Origin of the sequence: Micromonospora sp. NPDC004551 (assembly GCF_040609975.1) — a bacterium.
Taxonomy (GTDB): domain Bacteria; phylum Actinomycetota; class Actinomycetes; order Mycobacteriales; family Micromonosporaceae; genus Micromonospora.
Map to the genome: position 1 here is coordinate 120,181 of NZ_JBEXLM010000008.1, position 22,416 is coordinate 142,596.

21 protein-coding genes are annotated in these 22,416 nt (G+C 74.1%); 16 read left to right on the forward strand and 5 right to left on the reverse strand.

Translation table 11 applies throughout. From position 1 onward, the window contains the following. Window positions 1-232 precede the first annotated feature (232 nt). Window positions 233-529, forward strand: a complete 297-nt coding sequence (locus ABZW14_RS12595) for a DUF4193 domain-containing protein (protein WP_091269374.1) — start codon at window positions 233-235, stop codon at window positions 527-529. Between the two features lie 267 nt (window positions 530-796). Continuing rightward, entirely contained in the window at window positions 797-1,561 is a 765-nt protein-coding gene (locus ABZW14_RS12600) for a hypothetical protein (protein ID WP_355344524.1), read from the forward strand. A 21-nt stretch (window positions 1,562-1,582) separates the two neighbouring features. Here ABZW14_RS12600 and ABZW14_RS12605 read toward each other — a convergent pair whose 3' ends face one another. Continuing rightward, the gene (locus ABZW14_RS12605; protein ID WP_355344214.1) at window positions 1,583-2,074 is read right to left on the reverse strand and encodes a DUF3093 domain-containing protein; all 492 of its coding nucleotides are present in this window, start codon (window positions 2,072-2,074) and stop codon (window positions 1,583-1,585) included. A gap of 86 nt (window positions 2,075-2,160) precedes the next feature. On the opposite strand from ABZW14_RS12605, the gene dut reads away from it, so the two are divergent. From dut to ABZW14_RS12625, 4 genes are all read left to right on the forward strand, one after another. After that, window positions 2,161-2,658 carry a dUTP diphosphatase gene (dut, locus tag ABZW14_RS12610; protein WP_355344217.1) on the forward strand — a complete coding sequence of 166 codons (498 nt, stop codon included), beginning with the start codon at window positions 2,161-2,163 and terminating at the stop codon, window positions 2,656-2,658. Window positions 2,659-2,683: 25 nt separating this feature from the next. Continuing rightward, window positions 2,684-3,337 carry a DUF3710 domain-containing protein gene (locus ABZW14_RS12615; RefSeq protein WP_355344220.1) on the forward strand — a complete coding sequence of 218 codons (654 nt, stop codon included), beginning with the start codon at window positions 2,684-2,686 and terminating at the stop codon, window positions 3,335-3,337. Window positions 3,338-3,600: 263 nt separating this feature from the next. Continuing rightward, window positions 3,601-3,981, forward strand: a complete 381-nt coding sequence (locus ABZW14_RS12620; protein WP_355344223.1) for an OB-fold nucleic acid binding domain-containing protein — start codon at window positions 3,601-3,603, stop codon at window positions 3,979-3,981. Beyond that, complete coding sequence (locus ABZW14_RS12625) at window positions 3,978-4,652, forward strand: DUF3159 domain-containing protein (protein WP_355344226.1); 675 nt, start codon at window positions 3,978-3,980, stop codon at window positions 4,650-4,652. Before ABZW14_RS12620 ends, ABZW14_RS12625 begins: the two co-directional genes overlap by 4 nt. Before the next feature lie 18 nt (window positions 4,653-4,670). Here the strand turns inward: ABZW14_RS12625 and ABZW14_RS12630 are convergent, their stop codons facing one another. Together ABZW14_RS12630 and ABZW14_RS12635 are read right to left on the reverse strand one after the other, a co-directional pair. Next, a complete protein-coding gene (locus ABZW14_RS12630; RefSeq protein WP_355344229.1) occupies window positions 4,671-5,360 on the reverse strand; it encodes a TrkA family potassium uptake protein in 690 nt (229 codons plus the stop codon). A 2-nt stretch (window positions 5,361-5,362) separates the two neighbouring features. After that, window positions 5,363-6,028: a TrkA family potassium uptake protein gene (locus ABZW14_RS12635; RefSeq protein WP_355344232.1), complete on the reverse strand. Its 666-nt coding sequence runs from the start codon at window positions 6,026-6,028 to the stop codon at window positions 5,363-5,365. A gap of 157 nt (window positions 6,029-6,185) precedes the next feature. On the opposite strand from ABZW14_RS12635, the gene ABZW14_RS12640 reads away from it, so the two are divergent. The 8 genes from ABZW14_RS12640 (at window position 6,186) to ABZW14_RS12675 (ending at window position 16,434) form a co-directional block, all read left to right on the forward strand. Then, complete coding sequence (locus ABZW14_RS12640; RefSeq protein ID WP_355344235.1) at window positions 6,186-8,249, forward strand: APC family permease; 2,064 nt, start codon at window positions 6,186-6,188, stop codon at window positions 8,247-8,249. Then, entirely contained in the window at window positions 8,246-9,481 is a 1,236-nt protein-coding gene (locus tag ABZW14_RS12645) for a TRAM domain-containing protein (RefSeq protein WP_355344238.1), read from the forward strand. The genes ABZW14_RS12640 and ABZW14_RS12645 overlap by 4 nt, the downstream gene beginning before the upstream one ends. A gap of 123 nt (window positions 9,482-9,604) precedes the next feature. Next, window positions 9,605-10,954, forward strand: coding sequence for a hypothetical protein (locus ABZW14_RS12650; protein WP_355344241.1), 1,350 nt, complete (start codon window positions 9,605-9,607; stop codon window positions 10,952-10,954). Window positions 10,955-10,974: 20 nt separating this feature from the next. Next, window positions 10,975-12,312: an O-antigen ligase family protein gene (locus ABZW14_RS12655; protein ID WP_355344244.1), complete on the forward strand. Its 1,338-nt coding sequence runs from the start codon at window positions 10,975-10,977 to the stop codon at window positions 12,310-12,312. Continuing rightward, window positions 12,233-13,393, forward strand: coding sequence for an anhydro-N-acetylmuramic acid kinase (locus ABZW14_RS12660; RefSeq protein WP_355344247.1), 1,161 nt, complete (start codon window positions 12,233-12,235; stop codon window positions 13,391-13,393). The genes ABZW14_RS12655 and ABZW14_RS12660 overlap by 80 nt, the downstream gene beginning before the upstream one ends. A 70-nt stretch (window positions 13,394-13,463) precedes the next feature. Then, complete coding sequence (gene dxs / locus ABZW14_RS12665) at window positions 13,464-15,410, forward strand: 1-deoxy-D-xylulose-5-phosphate synthase (RefSeq protein WP_355344250.1); 1,947 nt, start codon at window positions 13,464-13,466, stop codon at window positions 15,408-15,410. Between the two features lie 359 nt (window positions 15,411-15,769). Next, entirely contained in the window at window positions 15,770-16,006 is a 237-nt protein-coding gene (locus ABZW14_RS12670) for a hypothetical protein (protein WP_355344527.1), read from the forward strand. 38 nt (window positions 16,007-16,044) lie between these two features. Next, window positions 16,045-16,434, forward strand: a complete 390-nt coding sequence (locus ABZW14_RS12675; protein ID WP_355344253.1) for a hypothetical protein — start codon at window positions 16,045-16,047, stop codon at window positions 16,432-16,434. Between the two features lie 141 nt (window positions 16,435-16,575). On the opposite strand, the gene ABZW14_RS12680 is transcribed toward ABZW14_RS12675, so the two are convergent. Next, window positions 16,576-17,103, reverse strand: a complete 528-nt coding sequence (locus ABZW14_RS12680) for a hypothetical protein (protein WP_355344256.1) — start codon at window positions 17,101-17,103, stop codon at window positions 16,576-16,578. 163 nt (window positions 17,104-17,266) lie between these two features. Then, a complete protein-coding gene (locus tag ABZW14_RS12685; RefSeq protein WP_355344259.1) occupies window positions 17,267-18,451 on the reverse strand; it encodes a hypothetical protein in 1,185 nt (394 codons plus the stop codon). A gap of 237 nt (window positions 18,452-18,688) precedes the next feature. Between ABZW14_RS12685 and ABZW14_RS12690 the strand changes: the two genes are divergently transcribed. Beyond that, on the forward strand, window positions 18,689-20,497 hold the full coding sequence (locus ABZW14_RS12690) for a hypothetical protein (protein ID WP_355344530.1): 1,809 nt from the start codon (window positions 18,689-18,691) through the stop codon (window positions 20,495-20,497). After that, window positions 20,455-22,242 (forward strand): hypothetical protein, encoded by a 1,788-nt coding sequence (locus ABZW14_RS12695; RefSeq protein ID WP_355344262.1) that lies wholly within the window; start codon window positions 20,455-20,457, stop codon window positions 22,240-22,242. Before ABZW14_RS12690 ends, ABZW14_RS12695 begins: the two co-directional genes overlap by 43 nt. Window positions 22,243-22,416 lie beyond the last annotated feature (174 nt).

The following is a 22,416-nucleotide window of genomic DNA, read 5'->3' on the forward strand; positions in this document are numbered from 1 at the left end:
AACAACTTCGGGCGCAGGGGCGTACATCTCTGCCGCGAGGGCGGTATACATGCCTCGCCCAAAGGGGGGGTAAGGTTCCGCGCTCGCTGGGAGAGTTCCTTCCTGGCGGTCCCGGCCCAGGGACGGTCGGGTCGGGTGACCGACACAACTGGTGGCCGGCCAGCGGAACCGAAACAGCGTCGTCCGGCGTTACAACCGGAAGCGACCATATCGATATGGGAGAGTGAAACCGATGGCCACCGACTACGACGCCCCGCGTCGCGACGAGGTCGACCTCGGCGAGGACAGCCTGGAAGAGCTCAAGGCCCGGCGCGTCGACACACAGTCGGGCGCCGTGGACGTCGACGAGGCCGAGGTGGCCGAGAGCTTCGAGCTGCCCGGCGCCGACCTGGCCGACGAGGAGCTCACGGTCAAGGTGCTACCGATGCAGCAGGACGAGTTCCGGTGCGCCCGCTGCTTCCTGGTCCACCACCGCAGCCAGCTGGCGGTCGAGCGCAACGGCGAGCTGATCTGCCGCGAGTGCGTCTGACCCCGACCCGAGACACCAGCGGCGGCCTCCTCGACGGGGCCGCCGCTTATCGAGCCGCCGTGCGCCGGTGGCGGGAAGCTGCTTGACTTCTATCGGCGGCTGTCACGCCGCGCGGAGCAGGAGGGCGGACGGGTGAGCGAGCGCAGCGAGCGGGCCGACCGGCCGGGCGCCGAGGGGGACGGCGCCGACCGGCCGACCGACGAGACGCCCCGCGCGGGCACCGCCGCCGAGCCGGCACCGTCCGGCACGGACGCCGGCCAGCCCCGCGTGGACGGTGGCCAGCCGGGGGCGGACGCCGACCAGCTCGGCGCGACCGTCGCCGCACTGACCGCCGACGACCTGCCCGTGGCCCGCCGCCGGCAGCTGCTCACGCGGCTGGTCGGCCAGGCCCGCGCCCGCGGCCTCACCGACCTGTTCAAGCCGAAGGCCGCGGTGCGCTGGATGGCGGACACCGTCGCCGAGATCGCCCCGCACGTGCCGATCCGGGACCTGGCCACGCTGCGGAAGCACTTCCCGGGCCTGGACGACGACGCCCTCGCCGACCGGCTGATCCGCAACGCGTCCCGGGCGACCGCCGGTGTGGGCGCGGCCGGCGGCGGGGTGGCCGCGGTCGAGTGGGCGGTCACCCCGGCCCTGCTGTCCGCCCCGGTGCTGCTGGCCGCCGAGACGGTCGCCGTGGTGGCGATCGAGCTGAAGCTGATCGGCGAGCTGCACGAGGTGCACCGGCTGCCGGTGCCCACCGGCGGCGCACAGCGGGCCGTGGCGCTGGTGCAGGCCTGGGCCACCCAGCGGGGCGTCAACCCGATGATGCCGGGAGTCGGTGTCAGCGCGGTGCTGGGCACCGCCGCCCGCCGCGAGCTGCGCGACAGCCTGCTGCGCCGGTTCGGCCGCAACCTCACCACGCTCGGCCCGTTCCTCACCGGCGCCGCGGTGGCCGGCTACCTCAACCGGAGGGCCACCCGCACCCTCGGCGACCAGCTCCGCAAGGACCTCCGCCACCAGGCTCGCGCCCTGCCGGGCAAGCACCCCTGAACCGGGTGCCGCCCGGTCCGGTCAGGCGGCGTCGCGGGCGGCGAGCAGGGCCGCGGCCAGCTCGACCGGCCGCCGGGAGCTCACCACCCAGAACGGGGTGGGATCGTCGGGGTCGTTCAGCACCACCTGCACGGCGCCGCCCACCCAGGGGCGCTGCACCACGAAGGCGAGCGGGTCGGTGCCGACGCCCAGCACCTCCCGCCGGCCGGCCGCGTCCAGCGGCACCGCGTCCGCGACGTAGCGCACCGGCAGGTGCGCGTCGTCGACCCGTAGCTCACCGGCGTGGACCGTGACCCGGATCCGGCCCAGCCACCACAGCGTGGCGGCCGCCGCGGGGATCAGCAGCACGAACGGCAGCCAGGCCCGGACGCCGGTCGCGCCCATCCACAGCTCGGCGGCGAGCAGCCCGGCGAGGGCCAGGCCGGCCGGCCAGGCCCACCAGGGCAGCCCGAGGCGCTCCGAGTAGTCCGGGGCGGTGGCCACCGCAGCGGCCGAGGATGACGACTGACGCACACTCCGAGGGTACGGCGCGCGCACGGCCGCCGAACCGGCAGGATGGCAGGGTCACCCCCGCTCGGACCGGACGGAAGAGGATCACCGTGACAGACGTCGTACCCGTGCCCGTACGGCAGCTCGATCCGGAGCTGCCGCTGCCGGCGTACGCCCATCCCGGCGACGCGGGCGCGGACCTGGTGGCCGCCGCGGACGTGGAGCTGCCGCCCGGCGGGCGGGCCCTGGTGCCGACCGGCGTGGCCGTCGCGCTCCCGGAGGGCTACGTCGGCCTGGTGTACCCCCGATCGGGGCTGGCGGCCAGGCTCGGCGTGACGGTGCTCAACGCGCCCGGTACGGTCGACGCCGGCTACCGGGGTGAGATCCTGGTCAACCTGATCAATCATGATCGGGAGACGCCGGCGAAGATCAGCCGGGGCGACCGGATCGCGCAGCTCGTGGTCCAGCGGGTCGCCCGGGCCGAGTTCCAGCCGGTGGCCGAGCTGCCCGCGTCCCGGCGCGGGACCGGCGGGCACGGCTCCACCGGCGGGCACGCCGGGCTGGTCCTGGCTCCGGCGGGCGGGCGGACGGAAGAGGTGGCAGGGTGAGTGCGAACAGCGGAGGGTGGGCGCAGTGATCTTCTCCCGTAAGCGGGCCGAGGGCGCGCGGCACGCGCGTGACGAGCGGGACACCGGGGTCCTCGACGCCGAGGAGACCTCGCAGTCGCCGGCCCGCGGCCCCTACGACGCGGCCGAGGCACCCGACGCGCCCCGGCTCGACCTGGGCAGCCTGCAGATCCCGGCCGTGCCGGACGTCGAGGTGCGGGTGCAGGCCGACCCGCAGGGCGTGATCCAGCAGGTGGTGCTCGTGCACGGCCCGAACGCCCTCCAGCTCGGCGTCTTCGCCGCGCCCCGCTCCGAGGGCATCTGGGACGAGGTGCGCGAGGAGATCCGGCAGTCGCTGTTCAACGACGGCGCCGCCGCGCAGGAGGTCGAGGGAGAGTACGGCACCGAGCTGCGCGCCCGCGTCCGGACCCCGGACGGCATCACCGACCTGCGCTTCGTCGGCATCGACGGGCCGCGCTGGATGGTGCGCGGGGTCTACCAGGGCGAGGCGGCCACGAACCCGGAGGCGGCCGGCCCCCTCGCGGCCTGCCTGGACGGCCTGGTCGTCGACCGCGGCCAGGAGGCCAAGCCGGTCCGCGAGCCGCTGCCGCTGCGGCTGCCCCGCGAGGTGGCCGAGCAGCACGCCCAGCAGGAGGGCGCACCGCAGCAGCGCGAGGCCTGAGCACTCGCGCCGCAGCAGCGCGAGGCTGAGGTCCGAGCACCGTGATCCGGGCCCGGTCGGAGTCGGCGTGACGTCGGCGACGCCGGGCCCGTCGCGTGTGCGGCCCCGGAGGCGCTACGCCCCCCGACGCCGGTGCCGTCCGGGGGCCGGATCGGCGTACGCTGGCGGGACGGTCCCGCCACCTGCGGGCCGGTGCCGGCGCGGCCGGCCGACCCAGGGAGCCGGCACGAGCCGGCCGGCGTGGAGAGGGTGACGCGGAGGTCATGACGACCGACGAGAGCCGGGTGTCGCTGCGGCGGCTCCTGCAACGGCTCACCGCGAGCGAGGCTGAGATCGAGGCGCAGGAGCTGCGCCGCGAGAGCGCCGAGTCCGGCGGCATGCCGGCCCGCCAGTGCATGCGCGGCCAGGTGGTCTCGGTGGCCGGGCGGCTGCGCACGGTGGTCTACACGCCCCGGACGAACCTGCCGACGCTGGAGGCCGACCTCTACGACGGGAGCGACGTGGTGACCCTGGTCTGGCTGGGCCGGCGGCACATCGCCGGCATCGAGCCCGGCCGGCACCTCACCGCCCGCGGCCGGGTTGCCGTACGGGACGACCGCAAGGTGATCTACAACCCGTACTACGAGCTGGAGTCGCCGAAGTGACGACCGGACAGCACACCGAGCCGGAACTCGGGCCGGAGGACGAGCGGCTGCCCAGCATCGCCGAGCAGATGGCCGACCAGCTCGGCGGCTGGCGGGGCCTGGTCGAGTCGAGCATCCCCGTGGTGGTCTTCGTGATCGCCAACGTGGTGGGCGACCTGCGTCCCGCCGTGATCGCCTCGGTGGCGGTGGCGCTGCTGATCGCCGGTCTGCGGCTGGCCCAGCGCCGGCCGGTGCGGCACGCGGTCAACGGCCTGTTCGGCGTCGCCATCGGCGCGGCCATCGCCTGGCGCACCGGCGACGAGCGCGACTTCTACCTGCCCGGCATCCTCTACGGCATCGGCTACGGCCTGGCCCTGCTGCTCTCAGCGGCGATCCGGCAGCCGCTGGTCGGCTGGATCTGGTCGGTGCTGGTGGCCAAGGGCCGCTCTGAGTGGCGGGACGACCCGAGGCTGGTGCGCACCTTCACCCAGCTCACCGTGCTCTGGGGTGTGGTGTGGCTGGCCAAGGTCGGCGTGCAGGCCGGTCTGTACCTGGCTCACCAGGACACCGCGCTGGGCGTGGCCCGGCTCGCCCTCGGCTACCCGCCGTACGCGCTGCTGCTGCTGATCACCGTCTGGGTGGTGCGCCGGACGACCCGGGAGACGGCGCCGACCCCGCTGCCGGGGGCCTGAGCCCCCGGGCACGGGTCGTCAGGGCCGCTCGCGGTTGCGGTCGACGCTGCCCGCGCCGAGGATCACCGCCCGCACCTCGTCCTCCACCGCGGCCGTGCACACGAAGATCAGCTCGTCGCCGGCCTCGATCGGGTCGTCCGGGCTGGGCACCAGCACCCGCTTGCCGCGCAGGATCGCCACGAGCGCCGCGTCCCGGGGAATCGGCACGGCGTGGATGGGCTGGCCGACGTAGGGCGCGGTGGGCGGCAGGGTGATCTCGACGAGGTTCGCCTCGCCCTGGCGGAAGGTCATGAGCCGGACCAGGTCGCCGACCGTGACGGCCTCCTCGACCAGCGCGGCCATGACCCGCGGCTTGCTCACCGCCACGTCCACGCCCCACTGCTCGGTGAACAGCCACTCGTTCTCGGCCCGGTTGACCCGGGCCACCACGCGGGGCACCGCGAACTCGGTCTTGGCCAGCAGCGACACCACCAGGTTGACCTTGTCGTCGCCGGTGGCGGCCACGACCACCTCGCAGCCGGCCAGGTTGGCCTCCTCCAGGCTGGCCAGCTCGCACGCGTCGGCGAGCACCCAGTCGGCGGCCGGCACCCGGTCGGGGCGGAGCATCTTGGGCTGGCGCTCGATCAGCATCACCTGGTGGCCGTTGTCGATCAGCTCCTGGGCGATCGACCGGCCGACGTTGCCCGCGCCCGCGATGGCGATGCGCATGCTCACTGCCCCCCTTCGGGCGGCGCCGCCGCCACCGAGGTGACCGAGGCGGTGATGTCGTCGGTCACCAGCATGAAGACCTGGTCGCCCTCCTGCACCACGGTGGAGGCCGTGGGCAGCGTGCCGATCCCGAACCGGATCAGGTAGGCCACCCGGGCGCCGGCGGCCTCCTCCAGGTGCCGCAGCGAACGGCCGATCCAGTCCTTGTGCACCGGCACCTCGATGATCGACACCGTGCTCGTCGGATCCCGGAAGATCTCCACGTTGCCCTCGGGGACCAGGTGGCGCAGCATCCGTTCGGCGGTCCACCGCACGGTGGCCACCGTGGGGATGCCGAGGCGCTCGTAGACCTGGGCGCGGCGCTGGTCGTAGATCCGGGCGGCGACCCGGGACACGCCGAAGGTCTCCCGGGCCAGCCGCGCGGAGATGATGTTGGAGTTGTCGCCGCTGGAGACCGCGGCGAAGGCGTCGGCGCGCTCGATCCCGGCCTGGCGCAGCACCTCGCCGTCGAAGCCGGCGCCGGTGACCGTGATGCCGGCGAAGTCGGGCCCGAGACGGCGGAACGCGTCCGCGTCCTGGTCGATCACCGCCACCGAGTGCCCCCGGGACTCCAGGCTCTGGGCCAGGGTCGACCCGACCCGGCCACAGCCCATGATCACGACATGCACGGTGTCCGCTCCTCCCACGGTGCCGCCCGCTGGCCCGTCGTCTGCGAGCCTGCCACGTCCCCGCGCCCGGCGGGGGACCGACCGTACCGCGCGGGTGCGCGCGAGGCGATCGGGCACCCCCACCGCCCCGCGCGGGGTGGTCGTACTCTTGGCGGTTGTGGCCAGACCCACCTCGCTGCTGAAGCGACTCCTCGTCGGTCGACCGTTCCGGTCCGACCGTCTCCAGCACACCCTCCTGCCGAAGCGCATCGCGCTGCCGGTCTTCGCCTCCGACGCGCTCTCCAGCGTCGCCTACGCCCCCGACGAGATCCTGCTGACGCTGTCCATCGCGGGCGCGTCGGCCTTCCTGTTCTCCCCCTGGATCGCCCTCGCGGTCGTCGTGGTGATGCTGACCGTGGTGGCCAGCTACCGGCAGAACGTGCACGCCTACCCCTCCGGCGGCGGCGACTACGAGGTGGCCACGGTCAACCTGGGGCCGCGGGCCGGGCTCGCGGTGGCCAGCGCGCTGCTGGTCGACTACGTGCTCACCGTGGCGGTGTCGGTCTCCTCCGGTGTGGCGAACCTCGGCTCGGTGGTGCCGTTCGTGGCCACCCACAAGGTGCTCATCGCGGTCAGCGCCGTGGTGCTGCTCACCGCCATGAACCTGCGCGGCCTGCGCGAGTCGGGCACCGCGTTCGCCATCCCCACCTACGGCTTCGTGATCGTCATCGGCGGCATGCTGCTGACCGGGCTGGTCCGGATCTTCATCCTCGGTGACGACCTGCGGGCGCCCAGCGCCGGGCTGGAGATCCACGCCGAGCACAGCGTGACCGGCTTCGCGTTGATCTTCCTGCTGCTGCGCACCTTCTCCTCCGGCTGCGCGGCGCTCACCGGCGTCGAGGCGATCTCCAACGGCGTGCCCGCGTTCAAGACCCCCAAGTCGAAGAACGCGGCGACCACGCTGCTGCTGCTCGGGACCATCGCGGTCAGCATGCTGGTGGGCATCATCTGGCTGGCCAAGCTGACCGGCCTCCAGTTCGTCGAGGACCCCTCCCAGATCGTCTCCGGCCCGGACGGGTACGTGCAGAAGACCGTCACCGCGCAGCTCGGCGAGACCGTCTTCGGCGACGGCTCGGTGCTGCTGTACGTGGTGGCCGGGATGACCGCGCTGATCCTGTTCCTGGCCGCCAACACCGCCTTCAACGGCTTCCCGGTGCTCGGCTCGATCCTGGCCCAGGACCGCTACCTGCCCCGCCAGCTGCACACCCGCGGCGACCGGCTGGCCTTCTCCAACGGCATCGTCTTCCTCGCCGTCGCCGCCGTGGTGCTGATCATCGGCTTCCAGGCCGAGGTGACCCGGCTCATCCAGCTCTACATCGTCGGAGTGTTCGTCTCGTTCACCCTGTCCCAGGCCGGCATGATCCGGCACTGGAACCGGCACCTGCGCACCGAGCGGGACCCGGAGGCGCGCGCCCGGATGATCCGCTCCCGGGCGATCAACGCGTTCGGCATGGCGCTGACCGGCGTGGTGCTGGTCATCGTGCTCGTCACCAAGTTCCTGCTGGGCGCCTGGATCGCCATCGCCGCCATGGCGGTGATCTACCTGCTCATGCTGGCCATCCGCCGGCACTACGACCGGGTGGCCGCCGAGCTGGAGCCCACCGAGCAGCGGGCCGTGCTGCCCGCCCGCAACCACGCCATCGTGCTGGTCAGCAAGCTGCACCAGCCGACCCTGCGCGCCATCGCGTACGCCCGCGCGACCCGGCCGGACACGCTGACCGCGGTGACCGTGAACGTCGACGAGAAGGACACCCGGGACCTCCAGGCGGACTGGGAGCGGCGCGAGCTGCCGGTGCCGCTCACCGTGATCGACTCCCCGTACCGGGAGATCACCCGGCCGATCCTCAACTTCGTGGCGTCCACCCGCCGGGAGTCGCCCCGCGACGTGGTCACCGTCTTCATCCCGGAGTACGTGGTGGGCCGCTGGTGGGAGAACCTCCTGCACAACCAGAGCGCCCTGCGGCTCAAGGGGCGGCTGCTGTTCGAGCCGGGCGTGATGGTCACCAGCGTGCCCTGGCAGCTCGCCTCGACCGCCAGCAAGAACCTGGACCGGCTGGACGCCACCCTCACCCGTGGCCCGGCGCGCGGCCCCCGGGTGGCCCCGCGCAGCACCCTGCCGCCCACCGTCCCGCCGGTGGTCTCCGCGCCGCCCGGCGAGAGCGGTGCGGGGGACCGCCCGTGACCGCGCCGGCCCGTGGCGGGCTGGAGGAGGCCGAGCGGGTCGAGCTGACCGTGGACGCGGTCGCACCGGGCGGGCACTGCGTGGCCCGGGTGGGCGGCCAGGTGGTCTTCGTCCGGCACGCGCTGCCCGGCGAGCGGGTGGTGGCCGAGGTGACCGAGCTGCACCGGGGCTTCGCCCGCGCCGACGCCGTCGAGATCCTGACCCCGTCGGCGGACCGCGTCGAGCAACCCTGCCCGTACGCGAAGCCGGGCCGGTGCGGCGGCTGCGACCTCCAGCACGTCACCCCGGCCGCCCAGCTCGACTGGAAGGCCGCCGTGGTGCGCGAGCAGCTCACCCGGCTGGGCGGGCTCACCGACGACCAGGTCGACGCCCTCGGCGTCCAGGTCGAGGCGCTGCCCGGCGGGCCGCTGGGCTGGCGCTCCCGGGTCCGCTACGCCGTCGACGCGGCCGGCCGGGCCGGCCTGCTCAAGCACCGCTCGCACGAGGTGGTGCCGATCGACCGCTGCCTGATCGCCCACCCGGCCATCCAGGAGCTGCCCGTCCTGGCGCCCGGTGGGGCCGGCTGGCCGGACGCCGACGCCGTCGAGACGGTCGCCTCCACCGGCGGCGACGTCAGCGTCGTCGCGTACGCCGAGGGGGTCCCCACCCCGGTCAGCGGCCCGGCCGAGGTCCGCGAGAGGGCCGCCGGACGCGACTGGACGCTACCCGCGGCCGGCTTCTGGCAGGTGCACCCGGCCGCCGCGGACACCCTTGTCGGTGCGGTGCTCGACCTGCTCGACCCGCGCCCCGGCGAGAGCGCCTGGGACCTCTACGGCGGCGCCGGGCTGTTCGCCGCGGCCCTCGCCGGCCGGGTCGGCGACGCCCGGGTCACCCTTGTCGAGTCGAGCCGGAGCGGAGTCGACGCGGCCCGGGCCAACCTGGCCGACCTGCCCCGGGTCGAGGTGGTCGCCGCCCGGGTGGAGACCGCGCTGTCCCGCCGCCGGGTCACCGGCCCGGTCGACCTCGTGGTGCTCGACCCGCCGCGCTCCGGCGCGGGCGCCCCGGTGGTGCGCGACATCGTGGCCGCCGGGCCGCGCGCGGTCGCGTACGTGGCCTGCGACCCGGCCGCCTTCGCCCGGGACGTGCGCACCTTCACGGGGGCGGGCTGGCGGCTCGCCGCCCTGCGCGGCTTCGACCTGTTTCCGATGACCCAGCACGTCGAGCTCGTGTCATTGCTGGTCCCGGCCTCCTGACGGGCGTCGGGCGGCTCCGCCGGGCGGAGGCCGGGCCGGGGCGACGCCGCAACACCGGCCCGCCGTTGCCTCGTTGACCTTCCAGGGCCCGGAAGGGCGGCGGGTCGACGGGGAGGACGGGCGATGACGACAACCGGACGGCAGGTCGACGTCCCGAGGGCGTCGACCGAGACCAGGCCGTCTTCGCCCACGGGCCCAGCGCGGTGGTCCGCGCTCCGCACGACCGGTCTCCTCCTCGCCCCGCAACTCGCCGCCGCCATCGCCAGCGTGATCATCAACGTTCTCGCCGCCCGTACCCTCGGACCTGCCGGACGCGGGCACATCGCCCTGCTGCTCCAGCTCGGCTACCTCGCCAACATGCTCTCCATCGCCGGCATCGATCGCGCCTACCCGGTGCTCATCCCGCCCGGACGCGGCCCGTACCTGGCGGTTCGGGACACCACGCGGCTCGTCGCCCCGATCGGTGCGATCATCCTCGCCGTCAGCGTGCCCGTGGTCGCCGTCATCGGCGCCGACACCGCGAGCGGGCCCTGGCTCACCGCCGCGGCGTTCGTGATCGCGGCGGTCGCCCTGATGAGCGGCGGGGCGGTACGCACGGCCGCGGCCGCATCCGACCTCGCCGGCCCGTACCTGGTCGGCGCGTTGGCTGGGCAGTCCCTGCTCGTCGCCGCCGCCGGCATGCTCAGCGTCCTGCGCGTCGACTCGCCGGGGCTGTGGCTGCTCGCCTACGGGGCCACCCTCGGCGTCTCGCCGCTGGCGGCCTGGGCGCTGCTGCGCCGCCGCCACCGGACCGAGCGCGTGGGCGGGGCGGAGCATCTACGGAAGGCCCGGTCGCTCGGCCTGCGGCTGCTGCCCGCCGGGCTCGCCAGCATGATCATGCTGCGGGCCGACCGTCTCCTGCTGCCCTGGCTCGGCAGCTACGAGCAGCTCGGCCTGTACATCGTCGTCGCCACCGTCGCCGAACTCGCCGTATGGCCCGTCCAGTCGTGGGTGGACGTGCAGGCGTCCCGCTGGCACCGGCAACACCTCGCCGGAACACTTCGCCGTGCCCGGCCGATCGTCGTCGTCGCCGGCTACGGCCTCGGCGCCGGCATCCTCCTCGTCGCCGCCGGCCGGGTCCTCGTCCCACTGATCTTCGGTGACGGGTACCGCGATTCGATCCTCCTCCTCATCCCTCTCGCCATCGGCACCCTCGCCTACAGCATCAGCCGTGTCGCCGTCGGGTTGAGCGTGGCCACCGGACGAGCCCGGACGGCCCTGATCGCCGACATCCCGGCCATGCTGGCCGCGCTGGCCGCCTACGCGGTCCTCATTCCGGAACGGGGGGCGTACGGGGCCGCCGTCGGCTCCGCGATCGCCTACGGGATCGGCGCCGCCCTCGCCATCGTCGCCCTCCTCACCGCCACACCATCCGACGACCGGGCCGGCCGCAAGATCGTTCCGCCGGCTCGGCGTTCGGCAACTCCGCGCTGAGACGGCCGGAAGGGAACCCCATGACGCAGCTTCGGTGGCAGCCCACCACGCCGGTCGGGCAGTGGCGGCCGGAACACGACGCGCTCAGCCCGACCCGACGCCCCGCCATGTCGGTCACCCTGCTGACCGGCCTGTTCCTGGTCGCGCTCGCCGGGCGCATCACTCCGGACCGGGCAGGCATATCCATCGGCGTGGACGATCTCCGCAGACCCGCCTGCGCCGTCCTGCTCACCGCCGCGCTCATCTGGCAGGCCGAGCAGTGGGCGCGGGGCACCGCCCGGCCGTGGCCGCGGTTCTTCCACGCCTTCACCGCCCTCATCGCCGTGCAGATCCTGTCCGCGCTGTGGGCCCCATGGGGCGCCCGCGTCGAAACGGCCGTCTGGGACCTGGTCCTCCTGTGGGTCATCGTGCTGCTGGCCGCCACCTTCACCGCCGGCGACCCGCGCCGGGCCGCCCGGACCGTGCTGGTGCTGATGCTCGCCGCCGGCCTGATCTACGCGGTTGCCGGCCTGCACGCGGGCCCGCAACTACAGGGCAGGGTGTCCGCGTTCGGCGGCGGACCCAACGTGTACGTCCGCGTCGTGTCACTCGCCGCGATAGCCGCCGTCACCCTCGCGGTCGCCACCCGCCGGTGGTGGCTGCTCCTACCCGTGCCGGTGCTCGGCGCCGCCGCCGTGCTGTCCGGTTCCCGGGGCGGGCTCGTCGCCCTGGTCGGCGCGGCCACCGCATTCTTCGTGTTCTTCCTCCGCCGGCGCCGCACCACCGTCCTGGCCGCCACCCTCCTCCTGGGTGGCGCGGCCGGCTGGGCCGTGTGGCAGGTCATGGGCGCTTCCTTCGTCACCCTCGCCGCCACCCGCTACAACGCCGGCATGTTGGAAGCCAACGGCTACTCCGAACGGCCGGAACTTCTCTCGATCGCCTGGCAGATGTTCCGTGAACACCCGGTCGCCGGGGCCGGTATGGACGCGTTCAACGCGGCCACCGGCATGGGCTACCCCCACAACCTCCTGGCCGGCCTGGCCGCCGAGGCGGGGATCCTCGGCGTCGGCCTGCTGCTGTTGGTCATCTACCAGTGGTGCCGCGACGGCCGACCGTGGTCGGTGGTCCCGCCGGAGCAGGTCGGCTGCGCGGTCGGGGCCGTGTACGTGCTGCTCGCGTCGATGTTCTCCGGCGACTACTACGACACGAGGTTCTGTTGGATCCTGGCCGTCGTCGCCGTCGCGCGCACGCGGCCGCGCCCTCGCCGCTGGCCCACCGGAGAGCGACTAGCCTGGCCCGGTGAAGATCGTCGGGCTGATGTCGGGCACCTCGTACGACGGGGTGGACGTGGTGGCGGCCGAGTTCGCCCGGGACGGTGACACGCTGCGGTTGCGGCCGCTCGGGCACCGCAGCCTGGACTACCCCGACGACCTGCGGGCGGAGATCGGCGCGCTGCTGCCCCCGGCGGCCACCACCATCGAGGCGGTCTGCCGGCTGGACAACCGGCTGGGCGAGGTCTTCGCCGAGGCGGCGGCGCTCGGTGTCGAGCTGGCCGGGGGCACGGCCGACGCGGTGGTCTCCCACGGGCAGACGGTCTTCCACTGGGTCGAGGCAGGCCAGGTGCGGGGCACCCTCCAGCTCGGCGCGCCGGCCCGGGTGGCCGCCCGGGTGGGCGTACCCGTGTTGCACGACCTGCGGTCGGCGGACGTGGCGGCCGGCGGCCAGGGCGCGCCGCTGGTCCCGGCCTTCGACGCACTGCTGCTCGACGCGGCCGCCGGGCCGCGGGCGGCGCTCAACCTCGGCGGCATCGCCAACCTCACCGTGGTCGCGCCGGGGGCACCGGTCCTGGGGTACGACGTGGGCCCCGCGAACGCCCTCCTGGACGCGGCGGCCCGGCGCTTCCTGGACCGCCCCTGTGACCTCGACGGGGCGCGGGCGGCGGCCGGCCGGGTGAACGAGGGCCTTCTGGCACTGCTGCTCGCCGAGCCCTACTACGCCGCACCGCCGCCCAAGTCGACCGGCAAGGAGCTGTTCCACGGCGGCTACCTGGACGATCGGCTGGCCGCCCTGGGGGAGCCGGTGGCCGCCGACGACGTGCTCGCCACGCTCACCGAGCTGACCGCCCGGACGGTCGCCGACGCCTGTGACCGGCACGGGGTGACCGAGGTCATCGCCGCCGGCGGGGGAGTGCGCAACCCCACACTCCGGGCCCGCCTCGCGGCACTCGGGGCGGAACGCTGGCGGCTGCGCACCACCGACGAGCTGGGGGTGCCGGCGCAGGCCAAGGAGGCGTACGCGTTCGCCCTGCTGGGGTGGCTCTCCTGGCACGGGCTGCCGGGGGCCATCCCCTCGGTCACCGGGGCCTCCCGGGCGGCCGTGCTGGGCTCCTGGACCCCCTCCGGCCCCCCGTTCGCCGCCGCCCCGGCGGATCCGCCCCGCCGGCTGGTCGTCACCCCCTGATCGGGGGCCTGACCAGGGAAGATCCACGGCCGGGCTGCGGGCTGTCGGGTGGCCGATAGACTCTTCGGTCATGAGTGTTGAAGAGGGCACGGCCAACCACGGTCGGCTGCTGGGCACCGTCCGCGGCCCGCAGGACGTGAAGCGGATGACGGCCGAGCAGCTGGACATCCTCGCGGCCGAGATCCGGGACTTCCTGATCGCCAAGGTCTCCCGCACCGGTGGGCACGTCGGCCCCAACCTGGGTGTGGTCGAGCTGACCCTGGCCATGCACCGGGTCTTCGACTCGCCGCGCGACCGGCTCCTGTTCGACACCGGCCACCAGGCCTACGTCCACAAGATCGTCACCGGCCGGCAGGAGGGCTTCGACAAGCTCCGCCAGCGCGGCGGCCTCTCCGGCTACCCGAGCCAGGCCGAGAGCGACCACGACCTCATCGAGAACTCCCACGCCTCCACCGCGCTCTCCTACGCCGACGGCCTCGCCAAGGCGTACGCCCTGCGCGGCGAGAAGCGCAGCGTCGTGGCCGTGGTCGGCGACGGCGCGCTCACCGGCGGCATGTGCTGGGAGGCGCTGAACAACATCGCCACCGCCGGCAATCCGCTCGTGATCGTGGTCAACGACAACGGCCGGTCCTACTCGCCGACCATCGGCGGCCTCGCCGACCACCTGTCGTCGCTGCGGCTCAACCCCGGCTACGAGAAGGTGCTCGACACCGTCAAGGACGCGCTCGGCAACACCCCGTTCGTCGGCAAGCCGATGTACGAGGTGCTGCACGCGGTCAAGAAGGGCATCAAGGACGCGGTCGCCCCGCAGGCCATGTTCGAGGACCTGGGCATCAAGTACGTCGGCCCGGTCGACGGCCACGACGTCCCCGCCGTCGAGTCGGCGCTGCGCGCCGCCAAGAACTTCGGCGGCCCGGTGATCGTGCACGCGGTCACCCGCAAGGGCTACGGCTACCGCGCCGCCGAGGAGGACGAGGCGGACCGCCTGCACGGCCCGGGCGGTGCGTTCGACATCGAGACCGGCAAGCTGCTCGCCGCGCCGTCGGTGAAGTGGACGCACGTCTTCGCCGACGAGCTGGTCACGATCGCCGACGAGCGGCCCGACGTGGTCGGCATCACCGCCGCCATGGCCGAGCCCACCGGCATCGCCACGCTCGCCCGCAAGTACCCCAACCGGGTCTACGACGTGGGCATCGCCGAGCAGCACGCCGCCACCTCGGCGGCCGGCCTCGCCATGGGCGGCCTGCACCCGGTGGTCGCCGTCTACGCCACCTTCCTCAACCGCGCCTTCGACCAGGTCCTGCTCGACGTGGCCATGCACAAGCTGCCGGTCACCTTCGTGCTCGACCGGGCCGGCATCACCGGCCCCGACGGGCCCAGCCACTACGGCATCTGGGACATGTCGGTGTTCGGCGTGGTGCCCGGCCTGCGCATCGCGGCGCCCCGCGACTCGGCCACCCTCCGCGAGGAGCTGCGGGAGGCGGTCGCCGTGGACGACGGCCCGACCATCCTGCGCTTCCCGACCGGCACCGTGGCCGCCGACCTGCCGGCCGTGCGCCGGGTCGGCCCGGTCGACGTGCTGGCCGAGTCGGCGCGTACCGACGTGCTGCTCGTCGCGGTCGGCTCCTTCGCCGGCCTCGGCATGGAGGTCGCCACCCGGGTCGCCGAGCAGGGCTACGGCGTGACCGTGGTCGACCCGCGGTGGGTGCGTCCGGTGCCGGCCGAGCTGGTCGAGCTGGCCGCCGGGCACCGGCTCGTGGTCACCGTCGAGGACGGCGTGCGAGTGGGTGGTGTCGGCTCCGCCCTTGCCCAGGCCATGCGGGATGCCGACGTCCGGGTTCCCGTCAAGGACCTTGGCGTGCCGGCGGACTGGCACCCGCACGGGACGCGGGCGCAGATCCTCGCGGACCTGGGGCTGACGGCTCAGGACGTGGCGCGGGACGTCACCGGGTGGATCTCGGGGCTGGACGCGCAGTCCGTCGAGACGGCCGCCGACGAGGCCACCGCGAAGAACTGACGCTTTCACTGACGGGCGGTCCTGCTTCGCGCAGGGCCGCCCGTTCGGCGTCGAGTGCTGCCGCGCCTCCAGGCGCGGACATCGTCAACGCCGGTGATGTCGATGCATGGACTCGCGCCTGAGCAGGCCGATGGACGTGCGAGAAGCGACCTCGCTGATCTGGACGGAATCATCGACCTGCACACGCAGGCGCGTCTGGCCTACTACCGAGCCGGCGGACTGGCCTCCGAGTCGATCGTGAATGCGACGTCGGCGGTGGGTATCGCCGCCATGGGTCCTCCGCTGTTCAGGGAGGTGGACACCGGTGCGGAGGCGAGCTGTACCAGATTCACGTCGTCCCGAATCGTTGGGGCGAAGGCATCGGCAGCAGATTGCATGCGCATTTCGTGCGGTACCTGGAGGACGTGTCCATACCGACCGGCCTGCTTGAAGTGTGGAAGCGGAACAGCCGTGCGCGAGCGTTCTACACCAGACACGGCCGGAAGCCGGACGGGGAATCCCGGGCTGGACCAGACAGCTCCCGATACATCTGCCTGCGGCTTGAGTTGATGACCCTTCGGGCGCCGGCCTCTCCTTCTCACCCGGGGCAGAGCTGAGCCAGACGAGGGGTCGGCCGGGGCGTAAATTTCGCGCCATGCATTCGCACCGACGCTTCGAGAACCCTCCCGCCCTGCCCCACGAGGTTGTCGTCGAGATGTTGGAGGAGGCCCTGCGCGATCGCTCCCAGGAGGGCGAGGCGGCGAGCGTGCTGGTCGGGACCGCGTTGCACGACGACGACCAGGCGTTCGTGGAGCACTGGTGCGTGGAGGTGGGAACGCGGGCCGTGCCGGGCAGTCCTCTTCTCGGCCTGGCCGGCCTGTGCCTGGGGCATACCGCCCGGCGCTTCAGGTATCTCAGTGATGAGGCACTGGCCCTGGCGGAGTCCCTGGCGATGCGAGCGGAGGCGGATTCGTCGGACGTCGACGGTCGTGCGCTGGACGGCCTTGACGACATCCGAAGTTTCCTGCGCCGCAATGCCGGTTAGAGCGGGTCGGGTGGCGATCGCCGTCCAGGACCTGCCCCTGAGAGATCTTGGACGGAAGCGGCCCCTATAGGGGCCCTTTCCTGCCAAGATCTTTGAGGCGAACTGAAGCCGCCACCCACCACCGCAACCGACGACGGGCCGTCAGGGTGCCGTGGGTTCGCACTCTGCTGAGAACGTGTCGAAGGCGACCGTCACCGTGCCGTCGGCGTTGACGGTCGTGTGGTTAGTGATCCGGAGTGAGGCGTCGTTGCCTGGCCCGGGCCCCACGATCTTGAACACCAGTTCCTGCGTGGACGTGATCGGCAGCCCGCCGGAGCCCTGGTTGTAGACGAAGAGGTTGACGCGGGTGCTGACGTACCGGTCGCCGGTCGTCGCGCCGATGCCGTGCACGTTCGACTGGGTCTCGACGGTGTGCACGTGGAACCCGCCGGTCCCGTCGACGGTCACGTGGTAGACCTCGGAGATCGTGCCGTCGAAGTCGACGACCTCGCCGGCACCGCCGTTGGCGCAGGGCAGGACGACGGAGAGGTCCAGCGGGGCCCGGAGGATCCGGGTGGTCGTGTCCGCGGCGTGCGCGGGCGCGGGTCCGGCCGCGAGCACGAGCGACGGCGCGAGCAGCGCCACCGCCGAGGCGAGTCGGGTGCTACCGGTGGACCTGATCCTGTGCATGGCGACCGTCCTTCCGGGACGCCCCGGCCGCGCCGGCCGGGATCACCCTGGAATCTGCTCCCGGTGGGTGAGGGCGTCAATACGGTCCGCGTATCGCGGTGGTCGGCCCTTCGGTTGGAGTGGAACGGCGGCAAACGCGCCAGGGCGACGGCGGAGGCCGGGCTCAGCGGCCGCCCACGGACCGGTACCAGGTCTTCTCGGTCCCGGCCAGGCTGAACGTCTGCTTCCGGTCCGGCTGCGCCACCACGACGAGCCCCGGCCGGTCCACCAGCCGGGTCGTCCCCGGCGGGGCGGCGAACGACGCATCCCGGGTCCGCCAGCTCAGCACGGCCAGGGGCTGCCCCGGCACCGGCAGGTAGTACGCCTGCAGGGTCGTCGACCGGTCGGCGGGGGAGACCACGGGAGCGCCACCGCCGGCCGGCCGGTAGACCACCGCGGTCATCGTCCCGGTCGCGCTCTCCCAGGTGAGCTGCTCCAGTTCGCCCGGCTCCCCGCCACCGAGCGCCACCGAGCCGAGCGACCGCACCGCGATCTTCGCCATGGGCCACGACTCCGGCGCCGACCGGGGCGCCTGCCGATCGCCGATCCGCCGCGGCACGCTCCCGAACGGACCACGCTCCCCGGCGAGCACGCACGTGTCCAGCCCGGTCAGCGCCCGCTTCCCCGACCCCGTCTCGTCCCGCACCAGGGGATAGCGGGGCGCTTCGGTGGCCGTACCCAGGTCGAGGACGCGGTCCGCGGCCCGGCCGCGCGGCAGCGAGCGGGTGGGCCGCAGCGTCGCGGTCACCTCCACGGCCTGGCAGGGCGGCACGGCGACCGGCCCGGTGATGCCGTCGGCCGCGGGGAGTGCCGTGCCGTCGGGGCCGAGCAGCCGTTCCACCCGGGCCGAGGTGAGGTAGCGGCGGCCGGTGGGCTGCTGGACGGGCAGCACGTCGGAGTAGACCAGGTAGCCGGGGTCGGTGTACTCGGTGGCGTGGGCCACCCGCCAGCGTTGCCCGTCGCGGCCGAGTTGCAGCAGCCAGGAGGCGGCCTCGCCGGGCACGTCGGCGGCGACCAGGGCCAGCGGGGACCCGGCGACCTCACCGGAGTAGAGGATGCCGGAGGAGGAGAGGTGGGCACGGTCGTCGACGGGGGAGCGCCAGTCGCGGACGGCGTCGGTGATCCCGGCGGTCGCGGCGGCGTCGCGGGCCAGGTTGCCCCGCGGCGGCCAGACCTTCAGGGCGCCGTCCAGGCTGTCGTAGCCGACGGGCAGCGCCGCGGGCTGCCGACCGGCGACCGGGCCGCAGCCGGTGAGCAGCAGCGCCAGCAGCGCGGTGGCCGTCGTGCCGCGTCGACGGGCTGAAGCCACGCTGTACGCCCCCTGTATCCCATCGCAGGTCCGGTCCGGAAGCCCACATGGTACGAGACGGCCCGTCACCCGGCCGCGCCCACCTCACCCTTTCGGACGATGAGCACAAAGGACGGTGCGGCGTGCGATTCGTACGCCAATTTCCGGCTCCGGTAGACTCCGCCGACTGTGACGCCTGCCGAGCCCCGTGGCGAGTCGACCCCGGACGCGGACGCCTCGGGCGGACCGCTCTCCGTCATGGTGGACGAACCCCCGGTCACCGCCCGCGACGCGGAGACCGCCGCGCCGGCCGTGCGGCGGCGGTGGCGGTGGACGCCGCGCCGGCAGGACCTCGCCGTGTACGGGGTGTTCCTGCTCGCCGCGGTCTGGGTGACCAGCGGGATCTGGGCCGACCCGGCGGGCCGGGTGGCCGCCCTCTACAGCAGCGACCCGGCGCAGGTGCAGTTCTTCCTGGCCCACTCGGTGCGGATCGTGCTGCACGGCGAGTATCCGTTCTTCACCGACCAGTTCAACTATCCCGACGGGGTCAACCTGATGGCGAACACCGCCATCCTGGCCCTCGGCATCCCGATGGTGCCGGTGACCCTCCTGTTCGGACCGGCGGTGTCCTTCGTCACCCTGGTCACGCTCGGCCTCGCCGGCACGGCCGCCGCCTGGTACCGGGTGCTCTCCCGGCACCTGGTGCGCCACCGGCTGGCCGCGGCGGTGGGCGGCTGGTTCTGCGGGTTCTCGCCGGCCATGCTGTCGCACGCCAACTGGCATCCGAACATCATCAGCCAGTTCCTGCTGCCCTTCATCGTGTGGCGGGTGCTGGTGCTGACCCGCTCCACCCGGCCGGTCCGCGACGGCGCGCTGCTGGCCCTGCTGGTCACCGCGCAGGCGTTCGTCAACGAGGAGATCCTGCTCTTCACGGCGCTGGCCTGCGGGGTGTTCCTGGTCGCGATGGTGGGGCAGCAGCGCGAGCGGTGGGCCGCCGCGTGGCGGCCGCTCGGTGTCGGGCTGGCGGTCTGCGCGGTGCTCGCCGGTGCGCTGCTGGCGTACCCGCTGTGGGTGCAGTTCGCCGGGCCCATGGCGTACCACGGGCTCAGCGACACGGTCCGCGACTACGGCAACGACATCGCCGCCTTCTTCACCCCCGGCTCCACCACGCTGGGCGGCAACGAGCGGGCCAACGTCAACCTGGCGCCGAACTACTCGGAGGAGAACGCCTTCTTCGGCTGGAGCCTGTCGCTGCTGGCCGTCGGCATCGTGGTCTGGCTGCGCCGGGAGGTGGTGGTCCGGGCGCTCGCGGTGACCGGCCTGTTCTTCGCGGTGCTCTCCCTCGGCGAGCGGGTCTCCTGGTGGGACCGGGACCTCATCACCGGCCCGTGGGAGCTGCTGGTGAAGCTGCCGCTGCTGGACGCCGTGGTGCCGACCCGGTTCGGCCTCATCACCACCGTGGTCGTCGGGGTGCTGCTGGCCCTGGCCGTCGAGCGGGCGGCGGCGCTGCGGGTCGTGGAGCGGCGCACCATGCGGACGCTCACCGCCGCCGGTCTGGTGTTCGCGCTGCTACCCATCGCGCCCATGCCACTGCGGGTCACCACCCGCCCGGCGGTGCCGGCGTTCATCACGGCCGACCGGTGGCGGCAGTACGTCGGCCCGGACCAGACGCTGGTCTCCGTGCCGGTGCCGGCCATGGGCAACACCGACCCGATGCGCTGGGCCGCCAGCACCGACCTGGCCTTCAAGATCCCCGGGGGCTACTTCCTGGCCCCCCGCAACGGGGTCACCGGCGACCCGGGCCGCTTCGGCGGCCGGCCCAGCGGCATCGGCGAGCTGCTCGCCGAGGTCGAGGCCACCGGGCGTACGCCGAAGCTCGACGACCGGCAGCGCCGCCGCTTCCTCGACGAGCTGCGGCACTGGCGGGCCGCGATCGTGGTGCTGCCGCTGAACGAGCAGAACGCCGAGCCGCTGCGCCGCACCGTGGAGCAGCTGGTCGGGCCCGCCCGGCAGGAGCTGGACGTGTGGTTGTGGGACGTCCGGACACTGACCAGCCCGTCCGCCTGAACGGCCCGGACCGCCTCGATCCCGCGCCCCGGCGCCGGTGGCGGCCGCGCCCGGTCGACGCGCTCGTGGTCGCCGGCTACCTCGGCCTGGCCGTGCTGCTCACCGCCGGCCAGTGGCGCCGGCCCGACCGGCTGTTCCACCAGGCCGGCGACCAGATGCTCTTCGAGTGGATGCTGGCCCGCGCCGCCCGGGCGGTGACCGGCGCGGAGAACCCGCTGCACAGCGCCGCGTTGAACGTGCCCGACGGGGTCAACCTCATGGCCAACACCTCGGTGCTCGGGCTGGGCGTGCCGCTCACCCCGGTCACCGCGCTGTTCGGCTCGCAGGTGGCCTTCCTCGTCGCCGTGGTGCTGTGCCTCGCCGGCACCGCCACCGCCTGGTACGCGCTGCTCGCCCGCCGGCTGGTCCGGTCCCGGGCCGCCGCGGCGGTCGGCGGGCTGTTCTGCGGCTTCGCCCCGGGGTTGGTGTCGCAGGCCGGGGCGCATCTGCACATGGCCGCCCAGTTCCTCGTCCCGGTGATCCTCGGGCTGGTGTTCCGGCCGGCCGCCGACCGGGCCCGCCGGGACGGGGTGCTGCTCGGGCTGGCCGTCGCCTACCAGGTCTTCCTCGGCGAGGAGGTGCTGGTCTTCCTGACCCTCGCGGCTGGGGTGTTCGCGGGGGCGTACGCGCTGGCCGACCGCGCGGGGGCCCGCCGTCTGGCGCCCGTGGTGGCGCGCCGGCTCGGCACCGGCGCCCTGGTCGCCGGGGTGCTGCTGGCGTACCCGCTGTGGGTCCAGTTCCACGGCTCCGGCCACTACACGGGGATGCCGTTCTACGCGCGGGGCTACCGGCTGGACCTGGCCTCCTACGCCACGGCCGCCCGGCAGACCGTCGCCGGGGACGGCTACCACGCCGGGCTGCTCTCCCCGAATCCCACCGAGGAGAACTCCTTCTTCGGGCCCTTCCTGCCGCTGCTGGCCGTGCTCATCGTGGTCCGGCTGTGGCGGCGGCCCCTCGTCCGGGCCCTGGCGGCCTGCGGGCTGCTCTTCGCGCTGCTCTCCCTCGGCACCACCGTGGTGGTGAACCGGCACGACACCGGGCTGCCCGGGCCGTACCGGCTGCTCGCCGGGGTGCCCCTGCTCGACCTCGTGGTGCCGGCCCGGTTCGCGCTGGTCTGCGTACCGGTGCTCGGGGTTCTGCTGGCCCTCGCCCTGGACCGGGTCCGGCGCCGCGCGGTCCGGACGTGGGCGCCGTGGGCGGGCGCGGTCGCCGCCGCGCTGCTGCCGCTCACCCCGACGCCGATCCGCACCGTGCCGGTCACGCCGGTGCCGGCCTTCGTGGCCGACGGCGGCTGGCGGGCGTACGTGCCGCCGGGGCGGACGCTGGTGCCCGTGCCGCCGGTCACCGGGTCGGCCGTCAGCCCGGCCACCTTCTGGTCGGCGCGCACCGGGCTGGCCTTCGACGCGCCGGGCGGCTACTTCATCGGTCCCCGCTCGGCCGCCGACCCGACCGCGCACTGGGGCGCGCCCGACCGGCCCACGTCGCTGCTGCTGCGCCGGGCCGCCGAGACGGGCCAGGTGCCGCCGATCGGCGAGGCGGAACGCCGCCAGGCCCTCGCGGACCTGCGGCACTGGCGGGCCGCGGTGCTGGTGCAGGCCGGCTCGACGCCGGGCGACCCGGTGCGCGCCACCGTGGACGCCCTGGTCGGCCCCGGCCGCGACGTCCCCGGCGCCCACCTCTGGGACGTCCGCCCCCTGACCGGCTGACCCGGCTCTCTCGCCTCAACGAGGGACGGGCCGCCGGGCCGTGATCGGCGCGCTGCCAGGCCCCCGTTTGGGTCGGACGTCGCCCGGCTGCCGGGGGTCGGCGACATCACGTTCGTAGGCGGCGTGAAGTTGTCCCCGAGCCGGCCGCGGCGGCCCGGCCGCACCGGTCGCCGG